20 protein-coding genes are annotated in these 24,156 nt (G+C 43.0%); 12 read left to right on the plus strand and 8 right to left on the minus strand.

Going from position 1 to position 24,156, the window contains the following annotated elements:
• The first annotated feature begins 150 nt into the window (after nucleotides 1-150).
• The 3 genes from secA (at nucleotide 151) to ACMXYN_RS03935 (ending at nucleotide 5,145) form a co-directional block, all read left to right on the plus strand.
• Nucleotides 151-2,895 carry a preprotein translocase subunit SecA gene (secA, locus tag ACMXYN_RS03925; RefSeq protein ID WP_415893583.1) on the plus strand — a complete coding sequence of 915 codons (2,745 nt, stop codon included), beginning with the start codon at nucleotides 151-153 and terminating at the stop codon, nucleotides 2,893-2,895.
• Between the two features lie 70 nt (nucleotides 2,896-2,965).
• On the plus strand, nucleotides 2,966-4,186 hold the full coding sequence (gene argJ, locus ACMXYN_RS03930) for a bifunctional glutamate N-acetyltransferase/amino-acid acetyltransferase ArgJ (protein ID WP_415893584.1): 1,221 nt from the start codon (nucleotides 2,966-2,968) through the stop codon (nucleotides 4,184-4,186).
• Nucleotides 4,186-5,145, plus strand: coding sequence for a Nudix family hydrolase (locus tag ACMXYN_RS03935; RefSeq protein ID WP_415893585.1), 960 nt, complete (start codon nucleotides 4,186-4,188; stop codon nucleotides 5,143-5,145). Before argJ ends, ACMXYN_RS03935 begins: the two co-directional genes overlap by 1 nt.
• Here the strand turns inward: ACMXYN_RS03935 and yacG are convergent.
• From yacG to pilB, 5 genes are read right to left on the minus strand one after another with little or no spacing between them, the layout of a single operon-like run.
• Nucleotides 5,123-5,350, minus strand: coding sequence for a DNA gyrase inhibitor YacG (yacG, locus tag ACMXYN_RS03940; RefSeq protein WP_415893586.1), 228 nt, complete (start codon nucleotides 5,348-5,350; stop codon nucleotides 5,123-5,125). The genes ACMXYN_RS03935 and yacG overlap by 23 nt on opposite strands.
• A complete protein-coding gene (coaE, locus tag ACMXYN_RS03945) occupies nucleotides 5,350-5,952 on the minus strand; it encodes a dephospho-CoA kinase (RefSeq protein ID WP_415893587.1) in 603 nt (200 codons plus the stop codon). Before coaE ends, yacG begins: the two co-directional genes overlap by 1 nt.
• Before the next feature lie 3 nt (nucleotides 5,953-5,955).
• Nucleotides 5,956-6,804, minus strand: coding sequence for a prepilin peptidase (locus ACMXYN_RS03950; RefSeq protein ID WP_415893588.1), 849 nt, complete (start codon nucleotides 6,802-6,804; stop codon nucleotides 5,956-5,958).
• Nucleotides 6,805-6,816: 12 nt separating this feature from the next.
• Entirely contained in the window at nucleotides 6,817-8,037 is a 1,221-nt protein-coding gene (locus ACMXYN_RS03955) for a type II secretion system F family protein (RefSeq protein ID WP_415893589.1), read from the minus strand.
• Between the two features lie 16 nt (nucleotides 8,038-8,053).
• Nucleotides 8,054-9,769 carry a type IV-A pilus assembly ATPase PilB gene (gene pilB / locus ACMXYN_RS03960; RefSeq protein ID WP_415893590.1) on the minus strand — a complete coding sequence of 572 codons (1,716 nt, stop codon included), beginning with the start codon at nucleotides 9,767-9,769 and terminating at the stop codon, nucleotides 8,054-8,056.
• A 238-nt stretch (nucleotides 9,770-10,007) separates the two neighbouring features.
• Here pilB and ACMXYN_RS03965 point away from each other — a divergent pair, with 238 nt between their 5' ends.
• Both ACMXYN_RS03965 and ACMXYN_RS03970 read left to right on the plus strand, forming a co-directional pair.
• Nucleotides 10,008-10,514 (plus strand): pilin, encoded by a 507-nt coding sequence (locus ACMXYN_RS03965; RefSeq protein ID WP_415893591.1) that lies wholly within the window; start codon nucleotides 10,008-10,010, stop codon nucleotides 10,512-10,514.
• Nucleotides 10,515-10,695: 181 nt separating this feature from the next.
• The gene (locus ACMXYN_RS03970; protein WP_415893592.1) at nucleotides 10,696-11,037 is read left to right on the plus strand and encodes a hypothetical protein; all 342 of its coding nucleotides are present in this window, start codon (nucleotides 10,696-10,698) and stop codon (nucleotides 11,035-11,037) included.
• Nucleotides 11,038-11,121: 84 nt separating this feature from the next.
• On the opposite strand, the gene nadC is transcribed toward ACMXYN_RS03970, so the two are convergent.
• Nucleotides 11,122-11,967, minus strand: a complete 846-nt coding sequence (gene nadC / locus ACMXYN_RS03975) for a carboxylating nicotinate-nucleotide diphosphorylase (protein ID WP_415893593.1) — start codon at nucleotides 11,965-11,967, stop codon at nucleotides 11,122-11,124.
• A gap of 101 nt (nucleotides 11,968-12,068) precedes the next feature.
• Here nadC and ampD point away from each other — a divergent pair, with 101 nt between their 5' ends.
• A complete protein-coding gene (ampD, locus tag ACMXYN_RS03980; protein ID WP_415893594.1) occupies nucleotides 12,069-12,614 on the plus strand; it encodes a 1,6-anhydro-N-acetylmuramyl-L-alanine amidase AmpD in 546 nt (181 codons plus the stop codon).
• Here ampD and ACMXYN_RS03985 read toward each other — a convergent pair whose 3' ends face one another.
• Complete coding sequence (locus ACMXYN_RS03985; RefSeq protein WP_415893595.1) at nucleotides 12,615-13,322, minus strand: 16S rRNA (uracil(1498)-N(3))-methyltransferase; 708 nt, start codon at nucleotides 13,320-13,322, stop codon at nucleotides 12,615-12,617.
• A gap of 196 nt (nucleotides 13,323-13,518) precedes the next feature.
• On the opposite strand from ACMXYN_RS03985, the gene ACMXYN_RS03990 reads away from it, so the two are divergent.
• The 6 genes from ACMXYN_RS03990 to phbB all read left to right on the plus strand — a co-directional run bounded on the left by ACMXYN_RS03990 (nucleotide 13,519) and on the right by phbB (nucleotide 21,238).
• Complete coding sequence (locus ACMXYN_RS03990) at nucleotides 13,519-14,916, plus strand: DUF4856 domain-containing protein (RefSeq protein ID WP_415893596.1); 1,398 nt, start codon at nucleotides 13,519-13,521, stop codon at nucleotides 14,914-14,916.
• A 69-nt stretch (nucleotides 14,917-14,985) separates the two neighbouring features.
• On the plus strand, nucleotides 14,986-15,960 hold the full coding sequence (locus tag ACMXYN_RS03995; protein WP_415893597.1) for a sterol desaturase family protein: 975 nt from the start codon (nucleotides 14,986-14,988) through the stop codon (nucleotides 15,958-15,960).
• A 90-nt stretch (nucleotides 15,961-16,050) separates the two neighbouring features.
• Nucleotides 16,051-17,103: a Fe(3+) ABC transporter substrate-binding protein gene (locus ACMXYN_RS04000; protein ID WP_415893598.1), complete on the plus strand. Its 1,053-nt coding sequence runs from the start codon at nucleotides 16,051-16,053 to the stop codon at nucleotides 17,101-17,103.
• A gap of 110 nt (nucleotides 17,104-17,213) precedes the next feature.
• The gene (locus ACMXYN_RS04005; RefSeq protein WP_415893599.1) at nucleotides 17,214-18,863 is read left to right on the plus strand and encodes an ABC transporter permease; all 1,650 of its coding nucleotides are present in this window, start codon (nucleotides 17,214-17,216) and stop codon (nucleotides 18,861-18,863) included.
• 3 nt (nucleotides 18,864-18,866) lie between these two features.
• Nucleotides 18,867-19,979 (plus strand): ABC transporter ATP-binding protein, encoded by a 1,113-nt coding sequence (locus ACMXYN_RS04010; RefSeq protein ID WP_415893600.1) that lies wholly within the window; start codon nucleotides 18,867-18,869, stop codon nucleotides 19,977-19,979.
• A 509-nt stretch (nucleotides 19,980-20,488) separates the two neighbouring features.
• Nucleotides 20,489-21,238 (plus strand): acetoacetyl-CoA reductase, encoded by a 750-nt coding sequence (phbB, locus tag ACMXYN_RS04015; protein WP_415883669.1) that lies wholly within the window; start codon nucleotides 20,489-20,491, stop codon nucleotides 21,236-21,238.
• A 61-nt stretch (nucleotides 21,239-21,299) separates the two neighbouring features.
• Here phbB and ACMXYN_RS04020 read toward each other — a convergent pair whose 3' ends face one another.
• The gene (locus tag ACMXYN_RS04020) at nucleotides 21,300-24,134 is read right to left on the minus strand and encodes a DUF349 domain-containing protein (RefSeq protein WP_415893601.1); all 2,835 of its coding nucleotides are present in this window, start codon (nucleotides 24,132-24,134) and stop codon (nucleotides 21,300-21,302) included.
• Nucleotides 24,135-24,156: the final 22 nt, after the last annotated feature.

Here is a 24,156-nt window from a genome sequence, read left to right on the forward strand (position 1 = left end):
TTTGTCTATTTTCCTATTTTTTTTCATATTTTTTTTATTTCCCCTTTTAGATTCATTTTCTGCCCCCAATAAAGGTAGAATGCTGAGTTAATTTTTATCCGCTAATCGAGCGGACTACAGGTTTTAGACTTCACAGGTATAAGTCGAGATATGCTGACAGGACTGTTTAAGAAAGTTTTTGGTAGTAAGAATGATCGCGAATTAAAGCGCATGGGCAAGATCGTAAAGGCGATCAATGCGTTGGAAGTAGATCTAGAAAAACTAACGGATGAAGAGCTAAAGGCTAAAACGGCTGAATTCCGTCAGCGTCTTGATGATGGCGCGACTCTGGAACAGATCCTTCCTGAAGCTTTTGCTACGGTAAGAGAAGCATCAAAGCGTGTTATGGGTATGCGCCATTTTGATGTTCAGCTTATCGGTGGTATGACGCTAAATGATGGCAAAGTTGCCGAGATGCGTACGGGTGAAGGTAAAACCCTTGTAGCGACCTTGGCTGTGTATCTGAATGCGCTGCCTGCTGAAGGCGTTCACGTAGTCACGGTGAATGATTACCTAGCAGAGCGTGATGCTGAATGGATGCGCCCTCTTTATGAATCTCTAGGCTTAACGGTAGGTGTTGCGCTTTCTGGTCAAAATCCAGAAGTAAAACGTGCTGCTTACGCTTGTGATATCACCTACGGCACAAACAATGAATTTGGCTTTGATTATCTTCGCGATAACATGGCTTTCAGTACTGCTGAAAAAGTACAGCGTGGCTTTAGCTTCGCTGTAGTCGATGAGGTTGACTCCATCCTAATCGACGAAGCACGTACTCCTTTGATTATCTCAGGTCCAGCTGAAGATAGTTCTCAGTTATACATCACTATTAATGAGTTGATTCCTTCGTTAGAGAAATTCGATGGTGAAATTGATCCTCAGGACGAAGAGCAGGAAATTAACGAGCACTTCGTTGTTGATGAGAAAAACCGTACGGTTGAACTGACTGAAGCGGGTCATACTGCTGTTGAAGAGATGCTTGCGCAAAAAGGTCTTCTGAGTGAAGGAGATAGCCTGTATGCACCTCAGAACCTTAACTTGCTGCACCACGTGCTAGCGGGATTGAGAGCGCATAACTTATTCCAACGTGATGTCGATTATATTGTGCAAGGCAATCAGGTTGTGATTGTTGATGAGCACACAGGTCGAATCATGGAAGGCCGTCGTTGGTCAGAAGGTTTGCACCAAGCGGTAGAAGCAAAAGAGGGTGTGTCGGTTCAGAATGAGAGCCAGACTTTTGCATCAACCACATTCCAGAACTACTTCCGTCTGTACGACAAGCTTTCCGGTATGACGGGTACGGCGGATACGGAAGCATTCGAGCTTCGCCAGATTTACGGTTTAGATGTTGTTGTAATTCCAACCAACAAAACGATCGCGCGTAAAGATGAGAACGATCTGGTTTACCTGACGGTTGAAGAAAAGTACGAAGCTATTATCAAAGAAATTCGTGCTTGTCAGGAAGCGGAGCGTCCAGTACTTGTGGGTACAGCGTCTATCGAATCTTCTGAATTGATCTCTTCATTACTGAAGAAAGAAAAAATAACGCACAATGTATTGAACGCTAAGAACCATGGTGGTGAAGCGTCAATTATTGCTCAGGCGGGTCGTCCGGGTGCGGTAACTATCGCGACTAACATGGCTGGTCGTGGTACCGATATTGTGTTGGGTGGTAAGTTAGAGGCTGAACTAGCTGAACTTGATAACCCATCTGAAGAACAGGTTGCTGAATTGACGGCTGCTTGGCAGAAGCGCCATGAACAGGTTTTGGAAAATGGCGGTCTACATATTGTAGGTACTGAACGTCATGAATCTCGTCGTATTGATAACCAGCTACGTGGTCGTGCAGGTCGTCAGGGTGACCCAGGTTCATCTCGATTCTTCTTGTCTCTAGAAGATGATTTGATGCGAATCTTTGCTTCTGATCGTGTAAGACAGTTGATGCAAGCGCTAGGTATGGAGCGTGGCGAAGCTATCGAGCATAAGATGGTAAGTAATGCGATTGAGAAAGCGCAGCGTAAAGTAGAAGGTCGTAACTTTGATATCCGTAAGTCATTGCTTGAGTATGATGATGTAGCTAATGATCAGCGTACAATCATCTACGAACAGCGTAATGATTTGATGGCAACTGACGATATCTCTGAAACAGTAAATTCTGTTCGTGAAGAGGTTGTCGCGAATAAATTTAGTGAGTTTGTTCCGCCGCAGAGCCTTGAAGAGCAGTGGGATATTCCGGGTCTTGAGAAAGCCTTGGAAACTGATTTCTCCATTAAAATGCCTATCCAAGAGTGGCTAGATCAGGATGATTCATTGCATGAAGAAACCCTGCATCAAAAAGTTCAGGATACAGTGCTAGAGGTTTATCAGCAGAAAGAAGCGCAAGTGGGTGAATCTACAATGCGTAACTTTGAGAAGCAGGTTATGCTTCAGGTGCTAGATACCCTGTGGAAAGAACACCTACAGACTATGGATCACCTGCGTCAGGGCATTCACCTTCGAGGTTATGCACAGAAGAACCCTAAGCAGGAATACAAGCGTGAATCTTTCCACCTATTCCAAGAATTGCTGGAAAATATCAAGCGTGATGTCATTCGTATTCTAAGTCATGTGCAAGTTCAGCAGCCTGAAGATGTTGAAGCGATGGAGCAGCAGCGTCGTGAGCAGGCTGAACGACAGCAGATGGACTTTAAACATGACAATAGCTCAGCTATGTCAGGTGAAGAGGGTGAAAGTTCCAATGCTGAAGAGCAAGCTCAGCCAGAAACTTTCGTTCGAGATGGCCGTAAAGTAGGTCGTAACGAACCATGTCCTTGTGGTTCAGGTAAAAAATACAAGCAGTGTCACGGTAAGCTTTCGTAAGAGTGAACTGTTTATTGGTCAACACAGAAAGCAGCTTTTAAGCTGCTTTCTGCATCTTAGGAGAGAGAAAATGGCAGTCGGGCCAGCTACATTTCCAGAAAAAATGCACCCAGTTGCAGGATTTAAATTAGGAACAGCTTCTGCAGGTATTAAAACTCCAGGTCGAAAAGATGTTGTGCTGATGGAGTTATGTGAAGGAGCTAATGTCGCAGGTGTTTTTACTTTAAATGCTTTTTGCGCAGCTCCTGTGCAGATTTCTAAAAAACATTTAGAAGCTGTAGCAACGCGATATTTTATTGTTAATACAGGTAACGCTAATGCGGGTACCGGTGAGGAAGGTTGGAATGATGCTATTACAACCTGTGAAGAGGTCGCGAAGCTTTGCGCTTCGGATGTTGAGGCGGTTCTTCCTTTCTCCACTGGGGTTATTGGTGAAAAGTTGCCTGTAGAGAAGTTAGTGTCAGCTTTGCCTGCAGCTAAAAGTGCTCTATCTGAATTAGGTTGGGATGAGGCTGCAGAAGGTATTTTAACCACTGATACACGAATCAAAGGCGCTAGTCATCAATTTGAGTACCAAGGCAAAGTTGTAACTTTGACTGGTATTTCAAAAGGCTCAGGCATGATTAAGCCAAATATGGCGACAATGCTGGGCTATGTGGCAACAGATGCGCAAGTTGATGCTGATTTATTGAAAGTGCTACTAACTGATACAGCCAATTGCTCCTTTAACCGTATTACGGTTGATAGTGATACATCTACAAATGATTCTTGTATGTTGGTTGCGACTGGGAAATCAGGTGTATCAGTTTCTTCGGAAGATAGTTCCCTACTAGCCTTATTTAAATCTGAATTGACACAACTTATGCAAGACTTGGCGCATGCGATTGTACGTGATGGCGAGGGAGCCACTAAGTTTGTGACAGTGAAAGTTGAGTCGGCTAAGACTCAGCAAGAGGCTTTGAAAACGGCTTTTGATATTGCTCACTCTCCACTGGTTAAAACGGCTTTATTCGCTTCAGATCCAAACTGGGGGCGTGTATTAGCGGTAGTTGGGCGTGCCGACATAGAAAATTTAGATCTTAATGCGTTAGAGATCTATTTAGGCGATGTTTGTATCGTTAGTAAGGGTGGAAAAGACGCTACTTACACTGAAGAAGCTGGTCAGGCGGTTATGGATCAGGAAGAGATTCTAATTCGAGTCGTGCTTAATCGTGGTGACGTGTCAGAGACGGTATGGACTACGGACCTTTCCCATGACTATGTCAGCATCAATGCGGATTACCGTAGCTAATGGCTAATCAGGTTGTGCATGTCGCAGCGGCTGCTATCTGGAATAGTAAGCGTGAGTTGCTGATTGCGAAACGCCCTGATGATAAACACCAGGGCGGTTTGTGGGAGTTCCCTGGCGGTAAGGTTGAGCCGGGAGAAACTGTGCTCGATGCTTTAAGCCGTGAGCTTGATGAAGAGCTGGGGATCAGGCTTACGAAAGCAGAAAAGCTGATAGAGGTTCCTTATCACTATCCTGATAAATCAGTTTTACTCGATGTTTATAGCATTACTGCATTTGAGGGAGAGCCTTGGGGTAAGGAAGGGCAGCCAGTGCGTTGGGTGAAGCTTGATGAGTTGGATGGCTATGAGTTCCCTGCTGCAAATAAACCGATCTTGGATGCCTGCCTTTTACCAAAATCACTTGCTATAACGCCATATCTTTCAGATCTTCAACAGCTTGAAGTATCTATTATGCAAGCAATAAAGGGTGGGGCTGAAGGTGTAGTCCTTCGAGCTCCACTATTTGAGACTGATTCAGTAGCATTGGATAAAGCAATTGATTTCATCAATGCTCAAGTGGATGTGGCCTCTGTGAGGGATGCTTTCTTTGCGGTAAACACCACTGTAGACATTGCGAATAAGATGGCTCTTGAGGCAGTTCATCTTTCAGTGAGTAATCTGGAAAAGTTGAATCATAGAGATGAGTTCACTGGGCGTTGGCTGGGTGCATCTTGTCATAATGCTGAAGAGTTATCCGAAGCGATAGCTAAAGGGGTTGATTACGTAATGTTATCACCAGTGCAGCATACACAATCGCACCCTGAGGTAGAACCATTAGGTTGGAACGCTTTTTCCGAATTAGCTAAGTCTAGCTCGGTGCCTGTGTTTGCTTTGGGTGGCATGGATAAAGGCGATCTAACTCTCGCTGTGGAGAATGGTGCGCAAGGTATAGCGGCAATTAGTGCATGGTCGGAGGGATAGGTTGATCTTTATCAATCTGTTCTTCCGTTTCGCCACTACTAAAATCGCTAGCAGCTTTTGATTCAGGTATCGCATACTCTTCGCTTGCCCAAGCACCTAAATCAATCATTTTGCAGCGCTCACTGCAGAAGGGTCTGAAAGGATTGCTGCTGTCCCAGGCCTGCTCTTTAGAGCAGGTTGGGCATTTGATTTTTGTACTACTCATTATTTAGTTGCTTCCGCTAATCTACTAAGTTCTGTGTGCAGCTTAACAATTTGCTTCTTTAGGCTGTCTAGATCTGCATTGTTATCGATAACAATATCTGCTTTGTTTAATCGATCTTGGCGCGGCAATTGAACTGCCATAATCGCTTTTATCTGATCTTCGCTGGAACTATCGCGTTTAACAGTTCTAGTTAATTGTAACTCTTCTGATGCATCAACAACGATTACAGTATCAACTAATTCATGTTGATCCGTTTCTAATAATAGAGGTGAAGATAGAACTGCATAACTGCTCGTAGCATTATGTAATTGCTGTTTAATGCTCTCGCGAATGATCGGGTGTAGTAGCTGTTCCAGCCAGGTTTTGGCTGATTTGTCGCTGAATATTATTTTGCGTAAAGCGGTACGATTTAATTCACCGTTATCAGTGATAATGTGACTGCCAAAGTGCTCAGCGATTTTGTCTAGTGCTGGTTCGTCTTTTGCGACTACTTCGCGTGCAACTACATCAGCATCAACAACTGTGATCCCGAGCTTTTGTAAATGGTCAGTTACAGCATTTTTACCCGAACCGATTCCACCGGTGATACCAACAATGTACATAAATCAGATTCTTATAAGTTGCAGGTAGATTGTCGTAAGAGTATCGCCCCATATCAGTGCTATCCAGCCCGCAATAGCGAGGTAAGGGCCAAATGGAATTGGGTTTTGCGATGAATGGTTTTTAAATAGCATCATGCCTATCCCAATGATTGCACCGACGAGGGAGCTTAAGAGGATAATAAGCGGCAATTGATAGACTCCAGCCCAGGCTCCAAGGGCTGCGAGTAGTTTGAAATCACCGTATCCCATACCTTCTTTGCCCGTTAGCAGTTTAAATGCCCAGTAGATTGACCATAAGCTTAGGTAACCTGCCATTGCACCATAGACAGCGTGTTCTAGTGAACTGAAAAGGCCAAAACTGTTGACGAATAAACCCAGCCATAACAGAGGTAGAGTTAAACGGTCGGGAAGTAGTTGATGATCAATATCTATAAAAATCAGGCATACCAGTACCCATGTAAGTAATACTACGCTTAATCCAATCAGGTTAAAGCCAAAAACGTAAACGGCATAAGCGGAGCAAATAGCTGTAAATAATTCTACAAAAGGGTATCGAAAAGGTATATGCAGTCCACAAGATGAACATTTGGCCCGAAGGAAAATCCAACTGATGACAGGAATGTTTTCATACCAGCGGATTTTGTGTTGGCACTTAGGGCAAGTGGATGCAGGTACTGAAAGGTTGTAAGGCTCTTGATTTACCTCTTCATCAGCAGATATTTCTCTCTCCCATTCTCTTTGCATCATAATGGGTAAACGATGTATGACTACGTTTAAGAAGCTGCCGACACAAAGGGAAAATAAAAACGCGCAGGCAATAGCCCACGCGGGATCAAAAATAATTGTATTCATTAATTCTTATCTTTAAACAACTTGACCAAGCTGGAAGATTGGAAGGTACATTGCCACAACAAGCCCACCAACTAGCACGCCCAATACAACCATAATTAAAGGCTCTAGTAAGCTTGAAAGGTTATCTACAGCGTTATCTACTTGTTCTTCATAAAAATCGGCGATTTTTTCTAGCATCATTTCAAGTGAGCCGGCTTCTTCACCTATAGCAATCATCTGGATTGTCATGTTTGGAAAAATGCCAGTCATTGTGACGGCGTTTTGTAGAGACTGACCTGTAGAAACACCATTTTTGATCTGTAAGATAGCGTCCCTATAAAGCGCATTGCCTGAGGCGCCAGCAGCTGAATCTAAAGCATTAACTAAAGGTACACCTGCTGCAAACGTGGTTGATAAGGTTCGCGCAAACCTTGCTATAGAGGCATTGTGAAGTATCTCTCCAATAACGGGGATCTTAAGAATAGCTTTGTCTACAGCGTCTCTAAATTTCGCAGACTTTTGCCGTGCTTTTTGAAACACAAAACCAAATAAGGCAACGCCAATTAAAGCAACCCACCACCATTCTTGAGCTGTTTCAGAAAGACTAATAACAAATTGAGTAAAAGCGGGGAGTTCAGCCCCAAAGCTTTTAAATACATCTTCAAATTGAGGTACTACTTTTACAAGAAGGATTGCTGATACAACAATACCGACAACGATAACAGCTGTTGGATATGTTAGAGCTTTTTTGATTTTGGCTTTTAATGATTCTAATTTTTCTTTGTACGTAGCAATACGGTCCAGCATTGCATCCAGCGCACCAGATTGCTCACCAGCATTAACTAAATTGCAATACAGATCATCGAAGTGTTGTGGATGTTTGGTCAAAGCTGTAGAAAAATCTGTGCCGCTGTTAACATCATTCTTGATTTCATAGACAATGTCTTTCAGCTTTTGTTTTTCAATACCACCGGCGGTTATCTCTAGGCCTTGTAGTAGAGGTACACCAGAACGCATCATGGTGGCCATTTGACGGGTAAAAAAAGCTATATCAACAGGCTTAACGGATTTGTTTTTTGCGCTGAACATGCCTGCAGAGCGCTCTTTAGCAATTCTTGATGTTAAGATTCCTTGCTTTCGAAGAAGGGCCTTTGCTGATGCCGCGTTATTAGCATCAATCTTCCCTTTGCTCTTATTACCGCTTTTATCTTTCCCTTGCCAGGTGAAAGTACTTAGCTTGGCATCTTTAGCCATATATTAATTCCTGTTATCAGGTCTTGATGACTCGGTTCATCTCTTCAAGACTGGTGATTCCTTCCGCGACTTTCTTTAACCCAGAGCGGCGTAAGCTCTGGAAGTTTTGTGTTTCAGCTACTCTAAGTATATCCAGAGAGTTGCCATTCTCCATAATTACTTCTGCAATTTCTGGAGTCATAGGTAACATTTCATAGATACCCACTCGGCCTTTGTAGCCTCTATTGCATTTGCTGCAGCCATCTTGATTGGCTTCGAAAAGAGAGAGGTTGTTTATCTCTTCATCTATAAAGCCTTCTTCCCTTAACGTAACTTCAGGGAGGGTGATCGGCTTTTTGCAGCTTTCACATAAGCGCCGTCCTAGACGTTGAGCAATGATAAGGCTAACAGATGTCGCGATATTAAAGGCGGGTACGCCCATGTTACGTAGACGGGTAAGTGTTTCAGGTGCGCTGTTTGTGTGAAGTGTGGATAGCACCATATGACCAGTCTGGGCTGCTTTTATAGCGATTTCTGCTGTTTCCAAGTCTCGTATCTCACCTACCATTACCACGTCAGGGTCTTGACGAAGAAATGCGCGTAAAGCCTCTGCGAAATTTAAACCGACTTTAGCGTTTACATGAACCTGGTTTATACCCTCTAGGTTGATCTCTACAGGGTCTTCCGCAGTAGAGATATTTCGCTCTTCGGTATTAAGGATATTCAGACCGGTATAAAGACTTACTGTTTTACCACTACCAGTTGGCCCGGTTACAAGTACCATACCTTGCGGTCTGTGGAGTGTGCCTAAGTAAAGCTCTTTTTGGAACTCCGCAAAGCCTAGAGCTTCGACCCCCATTTTTGCACTACTTGGATCAAGTATACGTAGTACGATTTTTTCTCCCCAAAGAGTAGGGAGTGTATTTACACGGAAGTCGATGGCGCGTTTTTTAGATATCTTCATCTTAATACGGCCATCTTGCGGCACGCGTTTTTCAGAAATATCCATTTGTGACATGACTTTTAAACGCGCAGATAGTCGTGCCGCAAGGTTTGATGGTGGTTTTGCAACTTCCTGCAGAATTCCATCTATCCTGCTTCTGATTCGATAGCTTTTCTCATAGGGTTCAAAATGAATATCAGAAGCGCCATTTTTTATAGAATCTAGAAGGATTTTATTGATAAAGCGAACAATCGGTGCATCTTTTGTTGTGTCTTCTTCACTTTCTTGCTCTTCTTGATCTTGAGTAGTGCCATCTGAAATTTCGAGATTATCTAAATCACTATCTTCTAATTCATCTAAGGCTGAGTCTTGGCCTTCAAGGAAGCTCTCTATGGCGCGAGTGAGTTTATCTTCCTCAACTATGATTGCTTCTGTTGTAATGCCGCTTTGAAATTTAAATTCATCTAATGCTTGTATATTAGTCGGGTCAGAAATAGCAACGAACAAGCGATTATCACGTTTTTGTAGTGGGAGCGCATGGTGTTTAGTTATTAGGGAATCGTTAATTAGTCCTTGAGGAAGGGATGCTGGGTCTAAAGCGTCCAAATCTAAAAGAGGTATACCAAACTCTTCAGATGCAGCTGCTGCGGCTCTGTAGGCGCTAACTAAACGCTGTTCAATAACATATGAGATAAACGTTTGTTGTTTCTCTCGGGATTGAAGCGAAGCATCAGCTGCAACTTCTGCAGAACATACGCCTTCATTAACCAATCGTTTGGCAAGTCCGCTTAAAGGTTGGCTTGGCTGCAAAATGAAACTCCCGTCTTAATCCATGACTCAATTGGACACTGGCTTATCAAACTGATATTAGCTTGTTGTAATTTATAGCCTATTGTAGCCTTAAAATAGCATTTGCATCGCAGTTTGAAAATGCGCGCTATAATGTTTATAAAAGAATTTCGGATAGGTCACTGGCGTGTTATAAAAAATGCGCTACAATCAAAGGACTTGGTTGATACCAAGGATTTTTATTCGCTGGAGAAATAAAATGAAAAAAGTACAACAAGGTTTCACCCTTATTGAATTGATGATCGTAGTTGCGATCATCGGTATTTTGGCGGCAATTGCATTGCCGGCTTACCAGAGCTATACAATCAAAGCGCGTATGTCGGAAGTTATTCTTGCGGGTAGTGCTTGCCGAACGACTATTACAGAAGTTGTGCAAAGTAGTGATACTTCAATTCCTGCTGCTGGTACATTTGGCTGTGAAGAAGTTCGACCTACACAATATGTAGAGAATGTGGCAACTAACGCTTCTGCGGGTGTTGCGATTGAGGCTCGAGCTATTGATGGTGAAGTTAATGGTGGTTGGGTTTATCTAATCCCAAGTTCATCTGAGCCAGGTGATACAATCAACTCTTGGTTGTGTGGTGCAACAGCAACGGAATCTATTTACAATTACTTACCAGGCTCTTGTAAAGACGATATGGCTTCTGACCCAGTGGCTACTGCGGGTGGTTGGAACAATGGTTCTGCAGCAGTAAACCCAACCTAAGTTTACTGTTTATAAGTGTTTGGTATATCTTGTAGATAATACTATATGCTAAGGCCTGCTGACGAATGTGTTGTTCAAATTGCATTTTCAAAGCAGGCTTTTTTATGTGTATTTGTAGTGATTTTTGAGTGGAATGTTGTTACTTTAGCTTCTCTGTTTTCGATATAAGTAATTCATTTCAATGAAACGAAATATAATAATTATTCTAATCGCAGCTTGTGTTGGTGTGACTTGGTATATTGCCAATACTACTGAAAGGTTAACCCCTGCAATTAAAAGCGCAGCAGAAAATGCTATTCTCGAACAGCCAGAATTCCCAGCGCGACCTGTATGGTGGCATGATGATTCTGTGATGGCTGTTGGTATTGTTCCAGACAGTGTTAATCCTCATCATGCGGCAGCTAAGGCTTGTGAAATCATTAAAGCTAAAGGTGTAACCACTGCTATTGTGGAAATTTATGATGTTGTGAAAATCCAGAAAGAGGATGACTGGGATCAGCTGGCGGCAGATAGCTGTCAGTAAGCGATCAATTTTAAGTGTTTTTAAAATGAAAAAAGGCTGCATATGTGCAGCCTTTTTTGATTAAAGAATAATGTGATCCGGACTTTAATCTTCAATTAAGCGCATAGACAGATCTACTGCTTGGCAGTGCTTAGTGAGCGCACCAATGGATATGTAGTCTACGCCGGTTTCTGCGATAGGGCGTAAGGTTTCATCAGTGATACCGCCAGAGGCTTCAAGTTTGGCAATGCCGCGCGTCAGTTTTACTGAGTCTCTCATCGCTTCTAATGAAAAGTTGTCCAGCATAATGATGTCCGCTCCAGCTTCTAGCGCTTGATGAAGCTCTTCCATTGTTTCGACTTCAACTTCTACGGGTTTGCCTGGCTCATTGGATTTAGCTGTTGCAATAGCGGCGTCGATACCACCACAGGCCATGATATGGTTCTCTTTAATCAAGAAAGCGTCGAATAAACCAATGCGGTGGTTGAAGCAGCCTCCACAGGTAACGGCATATTTCTGAGCAAAGCGAAGGCCAGGAAGAGTTTTACGAGTATCAAGCAGTTTAACTGTCGTACCAGCTACTTTGTCCGCGTAGAACTTACTGACAGTTGCTGTACCTGACAGTGTTTGTAGAAAGTTTAAAGCTGCACGCTCCGCTGTTAGAAGATTTCTAGCAGAACCTTTTGCCCAGAAAAGTACTTGGTCGCGTTGAACGATATCACCATCATCAACTTGCCAGTCTAGTTCTAGTTCCGGGTCTACTTGGCGAAAAACTTCATTTACCCAGTCGACACCACAAACAACAGCCTCTTGGCGGCTGATGATGCGAGCCGTTGCGGTTTGTTCAGCAGGAATCAGTTGTGCGGTAATATCACCACTGCCTATATCTTCCTGTAAAGCGTAACGAACGGCGTCTGGGATAAGGTGCTGAATTTCTGCGCGGGTCAACATAGTCGGTCCTGATTGAAAATGTATGAGGCTTGGCTTTTACAAATAGGCCTCTGATAATATGCAGATTCTATCGAAATAGATCTAGAGCGGGTAGGGGATAAATGAATATTGAAGGTCAAAACTGGCACAAAGATGTAGAGGTTGTGCCTTCGCCGAATTTTAATGAGCGCCCAGACTCTAATGATATTTCGTTACTGGTTATCCATAATATTAGTTTGCCTCCGGGTAAGTTTGGTGGTGGTTACATCCAGCATTTTTTTCAGAATAAGTTAGATCCAACAATTGATCCTTTTTTTGACGAGATAAAAGAACTTCAGGTATCTGCTCATTTCCTAATTGAGCGAAGTGGTCATATTGTCCAATTTGTGCCAACTGGCTGTAGAGCTTGGCATGCCGGTGTGTCTACTTTTGAAGGTAGGGAAAATTGTAATGATTTTTCGATTGGCATAGAGCTAGAGGGAACGGATGCAGATCCATATTCGGATGATCAGTACAATGCTTTAGCTACCCTTACCAAGCAGCTACGCGATCTCTATCCTAAAATAAAGCTGGACAGGATTGTTGGGCATTGTGATATAGCCCCAGAGCGTAAAACCGATCCAGGCCCAGTCTTTGATTGGAAAAAATATCTAAAGCTATTGGATTAATTAGACTGGGAATAGTTTAGCTAACAAAACAGGCACTGCATTTTCAACTCTTAAGATGCGCTCACCAATATGGATTGATTTGAATCCGCATTGATTGAGTTTATCGACTTCGTATTCAATAAAACCACCTTCTGGGCCAATCGCTAGGGTAGTTGGAATCGATTCGGGTGCTGAGCATTGCTCTGCATGATAAGGATGGGCAACTAAAGAACGTGTGTCTTTAGCGATCTCTGGTAGTTCATCTTCTACAAAAGGCTTGAAACGTTTGCGTAAATGAACGCTCGGCATAATCGTATCGCCAGCTTGTTCTAGGCCAAGTTTTAACTGCTCTTCTATTTGATTAAGTATTGGCGTGCTCCAATAGCTTTTATCTACCCGATAAGAATTAATCAGATACAGCTCTTTTACGCCCATTGCGGAGACAGTTTGCAGTATCCGTTTCAGCATTTTAGGTCTGGGCAAGGCTAATATTAGGGTTAGAGGTAATGCTGCTGGTGGCTCTTTTTCTAGTGATAGCTTTAGCGTTACAGAGCAGTCATTGAGTTCCAATACTTCTCCTTTACCTGTAGTTCCATTAAGTAGACCTACATTGAGAAGCGCTCCAATCTCAGGTTTATGTACTGAGCGAATATGTTCGAAGCGATGATCTTTTAAAACTGCCGTGTCGCTTGCAACAAAGTCAGCTGTATTAATTAGTATAAGGTTCATGGAGTTATCAAGTAGATAGAAGAGGCAGAAGTGTACTGCTCTAGGGCATTTAAGGCTAATTATTAACTCTAATCAAAAGATGAGATGTTTATCTAAATGAGAATGTTTATCTGTAGCGTTATCTTTTGACATGTGATACCTTTGCGCCATCTTGTATAAGCGATCAATATTCTGTGAATCCATGAAGGGGGTTTCTGTGAAGCTTAAAGTTCTTGTTGCTAGTGTTGCTATGGTTACTGCACTAGGTGCTAATGCGGCTCAAAATTACGACAATTTCCCTGTAACTCTAAAAGGTTACAAAGGTGATGCTACAAATTCTGTTGCGTACACGGGGCAGGCTGCACGTCAGGTTCTTCACACTTCTTTGAAAACGTTAGCAGGCCAAGGTAACGGTCAGCCAAACGCTGAATTAAAGGCAAAAATGCTTGCTTACTACGAAGGTAAAGACGCAGGTCGTGAGATTCTTTCTCCGGCAACTAAAGGCGGCTTCGTTGTAGCAGAGACTACTGTAGACGAGATCTCTAAAGGTAAGAATCTATCTGGTAAAACCTTCAAAGGTGCTGTGCCAGGTTGGCCTGGTAATATGACTGGCCCTGAAGTAATTACTTTCATGATCGAGAAAGCAGCAGCTTCTGATAAAGGTTACGACCCATTAACAGGTTATGACTACCGTCAGCTTATCTCTAAGTTCGCAATGGGCGCTGTTTTCTACAACCAAGCAGTAGATAACTACCTAGATGAAAAGCTAGATGCTGATAAAAAGCCAAACAACAAGCCTTACAAAGAAGGTAAGCACTACACGGGTAAAGAGCACGCTTGGGATGAAGGCTTCGGTTACTTCGGTGCACCAGCGAACACGCTTAACCTAACTGCTGAAGATGTATACAACATCGCTAAGCAGAAAGAAGGTGCGCTTGCTAAAGCTGACTTCAACAAAGACGGTAAAGTATCTCTTTACAATGAGATGACTTACGCTCACGCATATTACGCAGCAGGCTTTGATAAAGGCGGTAAAACAACTTACCTGCACAATATCATGCAAGCTTTCGTTGATGGTCGTCAGTTGATCACAGATGCTAAGGGTGAAGCACTAACTGATAAACAGCGTACAGAGCTTAAAGCTCACGCAGCGACTATCGCTGATAACTGGGAAATGGTTATCGCAGAAGCTGTTTTCAAATACGCAGGTTCTACTTACAAAGACCTTAAAGAGATCAATAAGCTAGTTGAAACTAACGGTGACGTTGCTCCTGCATTCCGTGCATACGCTAAACATTGGGGTGAGTTGAAAGGCTTCGCACTAGCGCTTCAAACAGGTAAAAATAACCTAGGTGAAACAGCTGTAAAACTTAACCGTTTGATTGGTTTCAGCCCTGTATTGTTAGGTAACACTCAAGTTATTGGTCTAGATGACAAAGGTAACTACATCCAAGCGTCTTCTGGCGACATGAAGCAGTACATGCTACACATGCTTAAAGTTCAGCAGTTGATGGTTGATCAGTTTGGCGTTAAAGCGCGTAACAAAGATGTTCTAGGTGACATGGGCGCTCTAGCTGACAAACTAGGTTCTGGCGGTTACGTAGAAAACGACTAATTCGCTACAGAGCAATTGATAAAAGCCAGCCTTGCTAACAGGGCTGGCTTTTTTGTATTTGAGGGGACTATGCTCGAGATCTTTTCTGAATTCTATAATTCAGTACTCGTGGATTTTACCGATAGTAAAAAACGCGTGTATTGGGGTTATTTGTTAGCAGCTCTCGTTATTGCTGCCGTTTGGTTGGTTCAAACTAAACGAGTCTCTGTCGGGAAAGCCATTTCGGTTATCTTTAGCGCCAAGGTTTGGTGGTCCCAATCAGCGAAAGCTGATTATCTTATTTTTCTGATCAACAAGTTCTCTTTTTTATTTATAGCGCCGTTGCTACTGACGCACATTACAGTGTCTCAATGGCTCTTTTTTAAGTGTTATGAATGGTGGGGTTATCAATCTGTTGGTAATGACTGGCCACTATGGACGATAACGGCACTATTTACATTCAGTTACTTTATCCTGAATGACTTCTCCCGTTTTTTTGTTCACAAACTTCTGCATGAAGTACCGTTTTTGTGGGAGTTTCATAAAGTCCATCACTCCGCACGGGTCTTAACACCCATCACTGTGTTTCGTACCCATCCGGTTGAAGGAATACTGTTTTCGTTTCGATCGATATTTGTTCAAGGGGTTTTAATCGCAGTCTTTAACTTTCTGTTCGGTGATCGCGTGGACATATATATGTTTTACGGCGTGGTCGTTACGACCTTTTTGTTTAATGTGTTGGGGGCTAATTTACGTCATTCTCAGATAGCGATCGGTTATTGGAATGGAGTGGAGCGATGGTTGATCTCACCGGCGCAACATCAGATCCATCATTCAACCTTGCCTAAGCATTTTGATAAAAACTATGGGGTTATCTTGGCTGTTTGGGATCGCTGGACAGGTACTTTGGTTCATTCTGAACGAGATCAGGAACTGGAGTTTGGTATTTCCAGAAAAGTTGAGGCGAATGAGCAAAATGTTCTCTATCTTTATTTTCAGCCGTTTAAATCAATAGTTAGCCGCTTAATGCAGATATCAAAGCCAAAAGTAGCAAATGATAATTGAATAGATATATATCAATGATAACGGTTATCGTTTATGATTCTATTCTTACTTTAAGACACGTTTTGTATTGTTGAGTGTTGAGGTTTTTTAATGAAGATAAATGCTTTAGCTAAGATTGTTTCCTCTGTAGGTGCTGTTGCTGCCGTCACTGTATCCGCTTTATTGCCTACATCTGCTTTTGCTCAAGAAGCCGGTGTTGTAAATGTTTATTCGGCTCGTAAAGAAGCCTTGATTAAACCGCTTCTAGATCGATTTACAGATGAAACTGGCATTAGTGTAAACCTTGTAACAGGTAAGGCTGATGCGCTGTTAAAGCGCCTTGAGGTAGAAGGTAAAGCAAGCCCTGCTGATCTGTTTGTTACTGTCGATGCCGGGCGTTTGCATCGCGCTAAAAGTGCTGGTGTTCTTCAGGTATCTGGAAGCGATACTCTAAATAAAGTTATCCCGCAAAGCCTTAAAGACGCTGACGGCTATTGGTATGGCATGTCGCAGCGTGCAAGAACGATCTTTTACGTAAAAGGTAAAGTTGATCCTTCTGAGTTGTCCACTTATGAAGATCTAGCTGATCCAAAATGGAAAGGACGTATCTGTGTTCGCTCTTCCAGCAATATTTACAACCAATCCCTAGTTGCTTCTATGATCGATGCTATCGGCGTAGAGAAAACAGAAGCTTGGGCTAAAGGTCTAGTTAAAAACTTTGCTAAGCCGCCTTCAGGTGGTGATACAGATCAGCTTAAAGCTGCAGCAGCAGGCGTATGTGATATCGCCTTAGCAAATACTTACTATTTTGGTCGTTTGCTAAATAGCGAAAATGCTGAGAAAAAAGCAGTGGGTGCTAAATTGGCTGCATTTTGGCCAAACCAAGCTGACCGTGGTGTTCATATGAACGTGAGTGGTGCTGGTGTGACTAAGCATGCTCGTAACATTGAGAATGCAGTGAAGCTAATGGAGTTTATGGCTTCTGATCAGTCTCAAGCTTGGTATGCAGAAGTGAATAACGAATATCCTGTAGTAACGACTGCTAAGGTTTCTGATACGTTGGCTGGGTTGGGTGCGTTTACTGCTGACGATATTGTGTTGAGCAAGCTGGGTGAAAATAACCGTAGCGCAGTTGAATTAATGGATCGCGCTGGTTGGAAGTGATCCATTTTTACTATCAAGTAATTGTTTATTAAGTGATAGAATAGCTTGACCTAAGCGCCTGTAGAGAAGTCTTACAGGCGTTTTCTGTTTTTTCAGAGCCTGTAAAAATAATGCCTGCAGTTAAAATCAAACAATTTGGACAAAATTGGCTTGCGACGAGTTCTTTCGTCGTGACCTTTCTGTTGTTGCTGCCGATTGCTGTAATCGTTGGATTTGTTTTTAACGGCTCTGCGGATGTTTTTTCTCACCTATACAATACCGTCCTCGCTGATTACGTCAGTAACTCATTGCTATTGATGCTTGGAGTCGCGTTTGGTGTTCTTCTTTTAGGTATCCCAACGGCTTGGCTCACAAGCGTTTGTGAATTCCCTGGGCGCAAGTTGTTTGCTTGGGCTTTACTGCTGCCTTTAGCTGTCCCTGCTTATATCATTGCTTACACTTATACTGGATTGCTTGATTACGCAGGTCCCGTGCAAACCTTAATAAGAGATGTTACCGGGTTAGGTTACGGCGAGTATTGGTTTTTCGAAGTTCGCTCTTTAAGTGGAGCGATCGTGATGCTGGCTCTAGTATTGTATCCGTATGTCTATCTTTTAAGTCGAGCTGCCTTTCTTGAACAGTCCGCTAGTACTTTAGAAGTCAGCAGAACTCTAGGTTATAACCAGTGGCAAGGCTTGTTTAAATTAGCTTTGCCTTTGGCGCGTCCTGCAATCATAGCTGGCTTAACTTTGGCGTTGATGGAGACATTGGCGGATTATGGCACCGTGCAGTATTTCGGCGTTAGTACCTTTACTACGGGTATTTTTCGTACCTTTTATGGTTTTGGTGACTCCGCTGCTGCGGCTCAGTTAGCAGCTTTCTTACTTGGATTTGTAGCACTGTTAGTGTTGGTGGAAAAATACTCTCGCCGTAAAGCGCGGTATCACTCTTCAGCAGAATATAAAGCTAAGGCAAAGTTAATCGAGCTGAAAGGCGGCAAGGCATTTTTTGCTTTTATCGTTTGTTTATTTCCAGTTCTATTTGGTTTTCTGATTCCAGCAGGCTTGCTTGGATATTGGAGCTTTACACAGGCGGATCTGTCTGATGGTGATTTTGTCGAGTTAGCTTGGAACTCTTTCTATTTGGCATTTTTGGCTGCCTTAATTGCGGTAGGTTTTGCGCTTTTACTTGCTTATGCAGGCCGCCTAACGCCAAGTAAAAGTGTGCGCTTCTCTATTGCGACCGCAGGGATGGGCTATGCTCTACCTGGAACGATCATCGCTATAGGGGTGATTATCCCATTTGCATGGATGGACCATCAACTTATCGCTGCTGCCAAAAATTGGTTCGACATTGACTTAGGGCTGATCCTGTCAGGTACGATTATCGCACTATTGTTTGCTTATACCGTTCGTTTCTTAGCAGTATCGCTTGGCGCGATTCAGAGTGGTTTAGGTAAGATAAAACCAAGTCTAGATGGTGCGGCGCGCACTTTAGGCTGTACGCCGTTACAAGTATTAAAACAAGTACATGTGCCGTTGATGCGTAGTTCGGTGTTAACCGCACTTCTTATTGTCTTTGTCGATGTTTTAAAAGAGCTACCAGCGACTCTTATATTAAGGCCTTTTAACTTCAACACGTTAGCTGTTAGAGCGTTTGAGTTAGCGTCAGATGAAAGATTGATTGATGCGGCGCCAGCGTCATTATTGATAGTTGCGGTAGGTCTATTACCGGTGATTTTACTAAGCCGCTCAATATCTAAAGGGCGTGCAGGAAACTAAGTTATGAGCCAAGCAAAACACCTTTTAATTGATGATGTGACCTTAGCCTATGGTGATGTTGAGGTTGTGCATAATGTTTCTTTGGGATTAGAAAAGGGTGAAATTGGTTGTCTCTTGGGACCTAGTGGCTGTGGTAAATCTACACTGCTAAGATCGATTGCAGGATTTGAGCCGGTTAAATCTGGCGAGATTTCCATGTTGGGACAGCAGTTATCCACTTCGCAATTTTCCATGCCTACAGAGCAGCGTAATATAGGTATGGTTTTCCAAGATATCGCATTGTTCCCGCATTTGAGTATCGCGGATAATATTGCGTTTGGAATCAAAAATTGGAGCAAAGCTGATAAGAATTCCCGTATTTCTGAGCTGCTTGAGCTTGTTGGTTTGCCTGGTGTAGAGGAACGTTACCCTCATTCATTATCGGGTGGTCAGCAACAACGGATCGCGCTTGCACGAGCGATGGCGCCAAAGCCAGATCTACTGTTGTTGGATGAGCCGTTTTCTGGTTTGGATGCTAACCTACGTGAAACCCTAGTGCCTGAAATCCGAGATATCCTCAAGCAAGAAGAGATGAGTGCTATTCTGGTAACACACGACCAGATGGAAGCCTTTGCAATGGCAGATAAAATTGCCGTAATGCAACAAGGTGTTATTCAACAGTGGGGCACGGCTTTTAATATCTATCACGAACCGAAAACTCGCTTTGTAGCTGACTTTATCGGTTTGGGAGAATTTCTTAAGGCGCGTATTAAAGATGCTTATTCGGTTGAGACATCGTTAGGCGTTTTGGTCGGGGACGAAAAGTTAGTCTATGCGCCAGGGACTGAGGTTGAATTGTTAATCCGCCCGGATGATATCCAGCATGAAGAAGACAGTGATATAACTGGGCTCATAGTCAGTAAGTGGTTTAGAGGTTCACATTACCTTTACCAAGTCCAATTGGATAATGGCGAAATCGTACCTTGTATTACCGCGTGTCATCATGACCATGATGTAGGTGAGCGTATCGGGTTAAAAATTGAATTTGACCACCTTGTTGTCCTGCCTATTTGCGACCCAGAATCGGGAATTTGTGAGATACAAGAGTCAGATGTTGTGCCCGCTGCGGGCGCTTGAATACGCGTTTACCCTTAAACTTTCTGTTTAGGTCCATCAAAACCGTTAAGACTGTTAGCTGCTTTACTATGCTTACGGTTGTTGCGATGCAGTAAAAAACAGATGGCTTAATGGCTTTTCTTAACGATAAAGAAATTTACATCCTTAATCTGATCAATATTCTTAACTTACTGAAAAGCCAGTCTTTATGCCGGTTTCTTAATTTCTGTTGTTTTTTGTTCTATACATCTCTTTTGCCGTTATAGATTCAATCGCGAATATTATTGTTGCATTGCGTCAGCTTCCTCGGATGTGCTGGTTTGTCACTTTTATTTCATAGTATTGGATTATCCTTATTACTCTTCAACCAAAGTCATATTATTATCGTTGAAGAGATCGGATTATGATCGATATATAACCAACTTATGAAATACCTTTTTAAAGCCTCGAGCTGGTCGGTATTCTTAGTTTGGAAATGATGGACCATAAATAATTACTACAAAGCACAAATGCGTATAAGGGGATGTAACATGGGTCAGAAAATTGCCCTAGTAACAGGTGGAACAGGTGGCTTAGGAACATCTATTTGCCGTGAATTGGTTGATGGTGGATTCCGAGTAGTTGCTGGTTACAACAGCGGTGGAGATCATTCAAAAGCTCAAGCGTGGCAAGCAGAGCAAAAAGCAGCAGGTTATGAAATCGATGTGGCTTACGGTGATGTGACTGATGCCGAGTCATGTGCACAATGTATTGCTACAGTTGAAGAGTTGACAGGCGGTACAGTTGATATTCTGATAAATAACGCAGGTATCACACGTGATGGTCAGTTTAAAAAAATGAGTTGGGAGCAGTGGGATGAGGTGTTAACTGCTAACCTTGATTCAATGTTCCATATGACCCGTTTGGTTATTAACGGCATGATTGATAGCGGCTGGGGCCGTATCATCAATATCTCTTCCGTAAACGCTCAGAAAGGTCAGTTTGGTCAGTGTAACTACTCTGCAGCAAAAGCAGGTATTCATGGTTTCACTAAAGCCTTGGCGCAAGAGGTTGCACGTAAAGGTGTGACGGTAAATACAGTTTCGCCTGGTTATATTAAAACGGCCATGGTGGCGAAAATCGCTCAAGAGATCCAAGACCAGATTTGTGCTGGCATCCCTGTTGGTCGTTTTGGTACGCCTGAAGAGATTGGTCACATGTGTAATTTCTTGTGTGGCGAGCACTCTGGTTATATCACAGGTGCGGATATGTCGGTGAATGGCGGCTTGCACATGTCATAAAGCTGAATAGCTTATATATAAAAAAACCGCTTTTTAGCGGTTTTTTTTGTTTCTAATCTTTTTACAGTAATTGCTGCAATCTTTCTTCAAAGCGTTCATTGAACTCTTCGAAATGAGCGGCAAAAGGTATGCCTAGCCATTCTTGTTCGAGCTGTTTGATCTCACTGAGATTAAAGCCCTGCTTTTGTTCAGCTAGTGCTTGCTGTAAGCGCTCCATCTGATATTCCATGCGCAGTGCTTGGTCTTCCGGTGGTGAAGGCTGAGAAGTTGCGATCTCCAAGCGAATGCACAGATGACGCAAACGTTGCTCTTGGGTATTGATCATCTCATCCATTTGATCTGGATTAGAGATCAGAGATAGCAGAACAGCAAAGCGCTGATCTATATCTGATGTATCAGAAGGCGATGCAGGTTCGTGTTCCCAAGCTTCTCGTAGTGAGTCTAAGCAGTCGCTTGTCGTTTCATCCAAAATTGCATGTTCAAGCTGTTCACAAATCTCTGCTTTACGCTGAATCGTCAGATATGGCTCAGACTCAAATTGTTTCAACTCGTGCTTTTGGCGCTGCACATAGTTAATCGCTTTCTCGATACGCTCAGATAGCGTTTCGTCCTCAACCGGAAGATGCTGTTGCATCGAGCCAAGCAATTCTTGTAGATGGTTTAGACTGGCACCGGTTTCAATCAGCTGTTCAAGTTCAGTGCACTGCTTTTCTAAAGCATTACTGTTTTGTGACGGAGAGCTGCCTTCTTTCGATGATGATTTATCAGCGAAATACATTTCAAAAGTTTGACTGCAGTTCTCTCTGAACTGGTTCCAAAGCTTTCGTTCCTGATTACGTGGAGCAGGGCCAATTAGTTTCCAAGCCTTTTGCAGCTCTTTAACTTGCTCTGTTGCATCATGAAGATTTGTTGCTTGCAGAAGTTGCTCTGTTTCGGCAATTAAGCTTTGCTTTTCTTTGGCGTTCGCTTGTCGAATCTCTTTTAGCGGAGCATCCAGTTCTTTTAATAATTGATCAAACTGAACTTGTAGCTTTTTACCTGGAGCACGATCAACAGGAGAGTAATTGCGCCATTCTGTTTTCGCTTGATGGATCTGATGACTATAGTCTTTCCAGCTTTCGACAGTCTCTTCTTGAGGTGCTTGTAGGTTTTTTAGCTCCTCTAAGATCAGTTGGCGCTTTTCTAAATTGCTCTTGCGAATATCTCGTTGTTGAGCAAAGTGCTGGTCACAAGGCGCATATGCAGTGTCAGAGGCCTTCTTGAAACGCTTCCAAAGCTGTTGCGAATGAACAGAATCGGTCGCATCAAGTAGTTTCCACTCTTTCTGGATTCTACGAACTTGGGTTGCTAAATCTTGTACTGCTAGGTTGGATTGGCTAAGCGCTTCCATCTCTTCACATAGGGATTCTTTTTTCGGTGCTACTGCGTAAGCTTGCCAATCCCTAATCTCTTGGAGTTCGGCTCCAAGTGCTTTAATGCGCTGTTCAAGTTCTGGCGTTAGATTGCCATTTAAGCGTTTGCTTAGTTGTTCCGCTTTTTTAATTTGCTTATCTGCTGAGCGAATTTCGCCGGATGAAATTGCAGATTTTAGTCCATCTAAGACATCGCTAAGCTCTTTTTGCAGCTGTAGCGCATGATTATTATCTGCGTCTAGACGCAACTTCGCTTTAGCTAAACCTTCTTCTAGCTGCACTAGTGAAGCAGGCTTCTCTTGTAATTTAGGCCAGCTAAATTTGTTTATCAGCTGTGTGGCTTCTTGCGCGGCTTTGTTTAATGGCCCAATATCAGATGAACCATTCAATACAGCGCACAGAGCTATAATTTTTTCTTCAGCTTCAAGCAGATGAAAGTAAGAAACCAATAGGTTCTTTAATTGAGCGGTGATTTTATCGAAGCTAGCCTGCTCATCTTTGCTGCTGTATTGCTTAATAGCTGTCCAATCAGTACAAAGCGATTCCAATCGAGACTGGAAGGATTTTAACTGTTGATGATCTGCGGGTAATGCGGTGCTTTGTTCTTTTAGAATACAAAGCTCAGAGTAAACAGCGTGGCTTTGCGCTTTTTGCTGCTCTAGCTGAGCAGCTTTCTCTTGCTCAGCCTGTTGTTCTGCATCATGCTTCCGGATTGTTTCAGAACAACGTTCTAGCTTTTCTTGGAAAAACTCTTGTTGTTCTTCATTTGTTGAAGCGCGAAGTTTTTCCCAGTCTGCCTCAATTGCAGTCATCTTTGCAGAATACAGCGGAAAGAATTCAGCTGTAGCGAGTTGTTGAATAGCCGCTAATTGCTTCTGGATAGCTTCTTGTTGAACTTGTTCTTGCTTCTGTTGTTCACGAATGATTTGAAGCTTTTCTTTAGTGACTTTAACGACGCCTTTATCTTTATTACGAGCTGCCTTTTGGAGCTGCTCAAGAATCTCTTCACTGTTGATCTGTCCGGCAGCTAGGACGCGCAAGCTAGCCCGTTGGCTTTTCTCTGCTATAAGGACAAGATCATGATCGTCAGTAACTTGAATGACAGCTTGCTCTCGAAGCTGTTCGTCTTGGCTATTCAGTGCAATGTGAGTCAGTAAATCGCCATCAGTAATGTAGGCTAGCGCAGTGCTTTTTTCTTCCTGAAGCGGAGTATCTTCTTGGCTGAGAAGAATCTGGCTAATTCGGTGTAGAGCTAATTGTTGGATATTGCTAGAACTGTCGTTCTGGCTGATCTGGACTAATAAATTAAGGTCGGAGAGCTTTTCAGTAGCACTTAAGCGTACTGTTTCATCCTCATCCTTCAGTGCTAGCTGCGATAGGATAGTTTGTGCATCGGCATCAGTTTCGCGAAGCTTTGCAATCGCTTTGATCCGCTTTTCGGGCTTGGCATGTTGCCAATTTGGCTTTAAAAATCTTGCTAGCATAGTGACCTGTACTTCTACGGCT

This window comes from Neptuniibacter sp. PT8_73 (genome assembly GCF_047778045.1).
Lineage (GTDB): Bacteria > Pseudomonadota > Gammaproteobacteria > Pseudomonadales > Balneatricaceae > Neptuniibacter.

Excerpts from the sequence above, each read along its gene's own strand:
- yacG (WP_415893586.1), bottom strand. The coding sequence starts at position 5,350 with ATGAGTAGTACAAAAATCAAATGCCCAACCTGCTCTAAAGAGCAGGCC.
- ACMXYN_RS03965 (WP_415893591.1), top strand. The coding sequence starts at position 10,008 with ATGAAAAAAGTACAACAAGGTTTCACCCTTATTGAATTGATGATCGTA.
- ACMXYN_RS03995 (WP_415893597.1), top strand. The coding sequence starts at position 14,986 with ATGCTCGAGATCTTTTCTGAATTCTATAATTCAGTACTCGTGGATTTT.
- ACMXYN_RS03970 (WP_415893592.1), top strand. The coding sequence starts at position 10,696 with ATGAAACGAAATATAATAATTATTCTAATCGCAGCTTGTGTTGGTGTG.
- ACMXYN_RS03935 (WP_415893585.1), top strand. The coding sequence starts at position 4,186 with ATGGCTAATCAGGTTGTGCATGTCGCAGCGGCTGCTATCTGGAATAGT.
- secA (WP_415893583.1), top strand. The coding sequence starts at position 151 with ATGCTGACAGGACTGTTTAAGAAAGTTTTTGGTAGTAAGAATGATCGC.
- ACMXYN_RS04020 (WP_415893601.1), bottom strand. The coding sequence starts at position 24,134 with ATGCTAGCAAGATTTTTAAAGCCAAATTGGCAACATGCCAAGCCCGAA.
- ACMXYN_RS03985 (WP_415893595.1), bottom strand. The coding sequence starts at position 13,322 with ATGAACCTTATACTAATTAATACAGCTGACTTTGTTGCAAGCGACACG.
- nadC (WP_415893593.1), bottom strand. The coding sequence starts at position 11,967 with ATGTTGACCCGCGCAGAAATTCAGCACCTTATCCCAGACGCCGTTCGT.
- phbB (WP_415883669.1), top strand. The coding sequence starts at position 20,489 with ATGGGTCAGAAAATTGCCCTAGTAACAGGTGGAACAGGTGGCTTAGGA.
- argJ (WP_415893584.1), top strand. The coding sequence starts at position 2,966 with ATGGCAGTCGGGCCAGCTACATTTCCAGAAAAAATGCACCCAGTTGCA.
- ACMXYN_RS03950 (WP_415893588.1), bottom strand. The coding sequence starts at position 6,804 with ATGAATACAATTATTTTTGATCCCGCGTGGGCTATTGCCTGCGCGTTT.
- ACMXYN_RS03955 (WP_415893589.1), bottom strand. The coding sequence starts at position 8,037 with ATGGCTAAAGATGCCAAGCTAAGTACTTTCACCTGGCAAGGGAAAGAT.
- coaE (WP_415893587.1), bottom strand. The coding sequence starts at position 5,952 with ATGTACATTGTTGGTATCACCGGTGGAATCGGTTCGGGTAAAAATGCT.
- ACMXYN_RS04010 (WP_415893600.1), top strand. The coding sequence starts at position 18,867 with ATGAGCCAAGCAAAACACCTTTTAATTGATGATGTGACCTTAGCCTAT.
- ampD (WP_415893594.1), top strand. The coding sequence starts at position 12,069 with ATGAATATTGAAGGTCAAAACTGGCACAAAGATGTAGAGGTTGTGCCT.
- ACMXYN_RS04000 (WP_415893598.1), top strand. The coding sequence starts at position 16,051 with ATGAAGATAAATGCTTTAGCTAAGATTGTTTCCTCTGTAGGTGCTGTT.
- ACMXYN_RS04005 (WP_415893599.1), top strand. The coding sequence starts at position 17,214 with ATGCCTGCAGTTAAAATCAAACAATTTGGACAAAATTGGCTTGCGACG.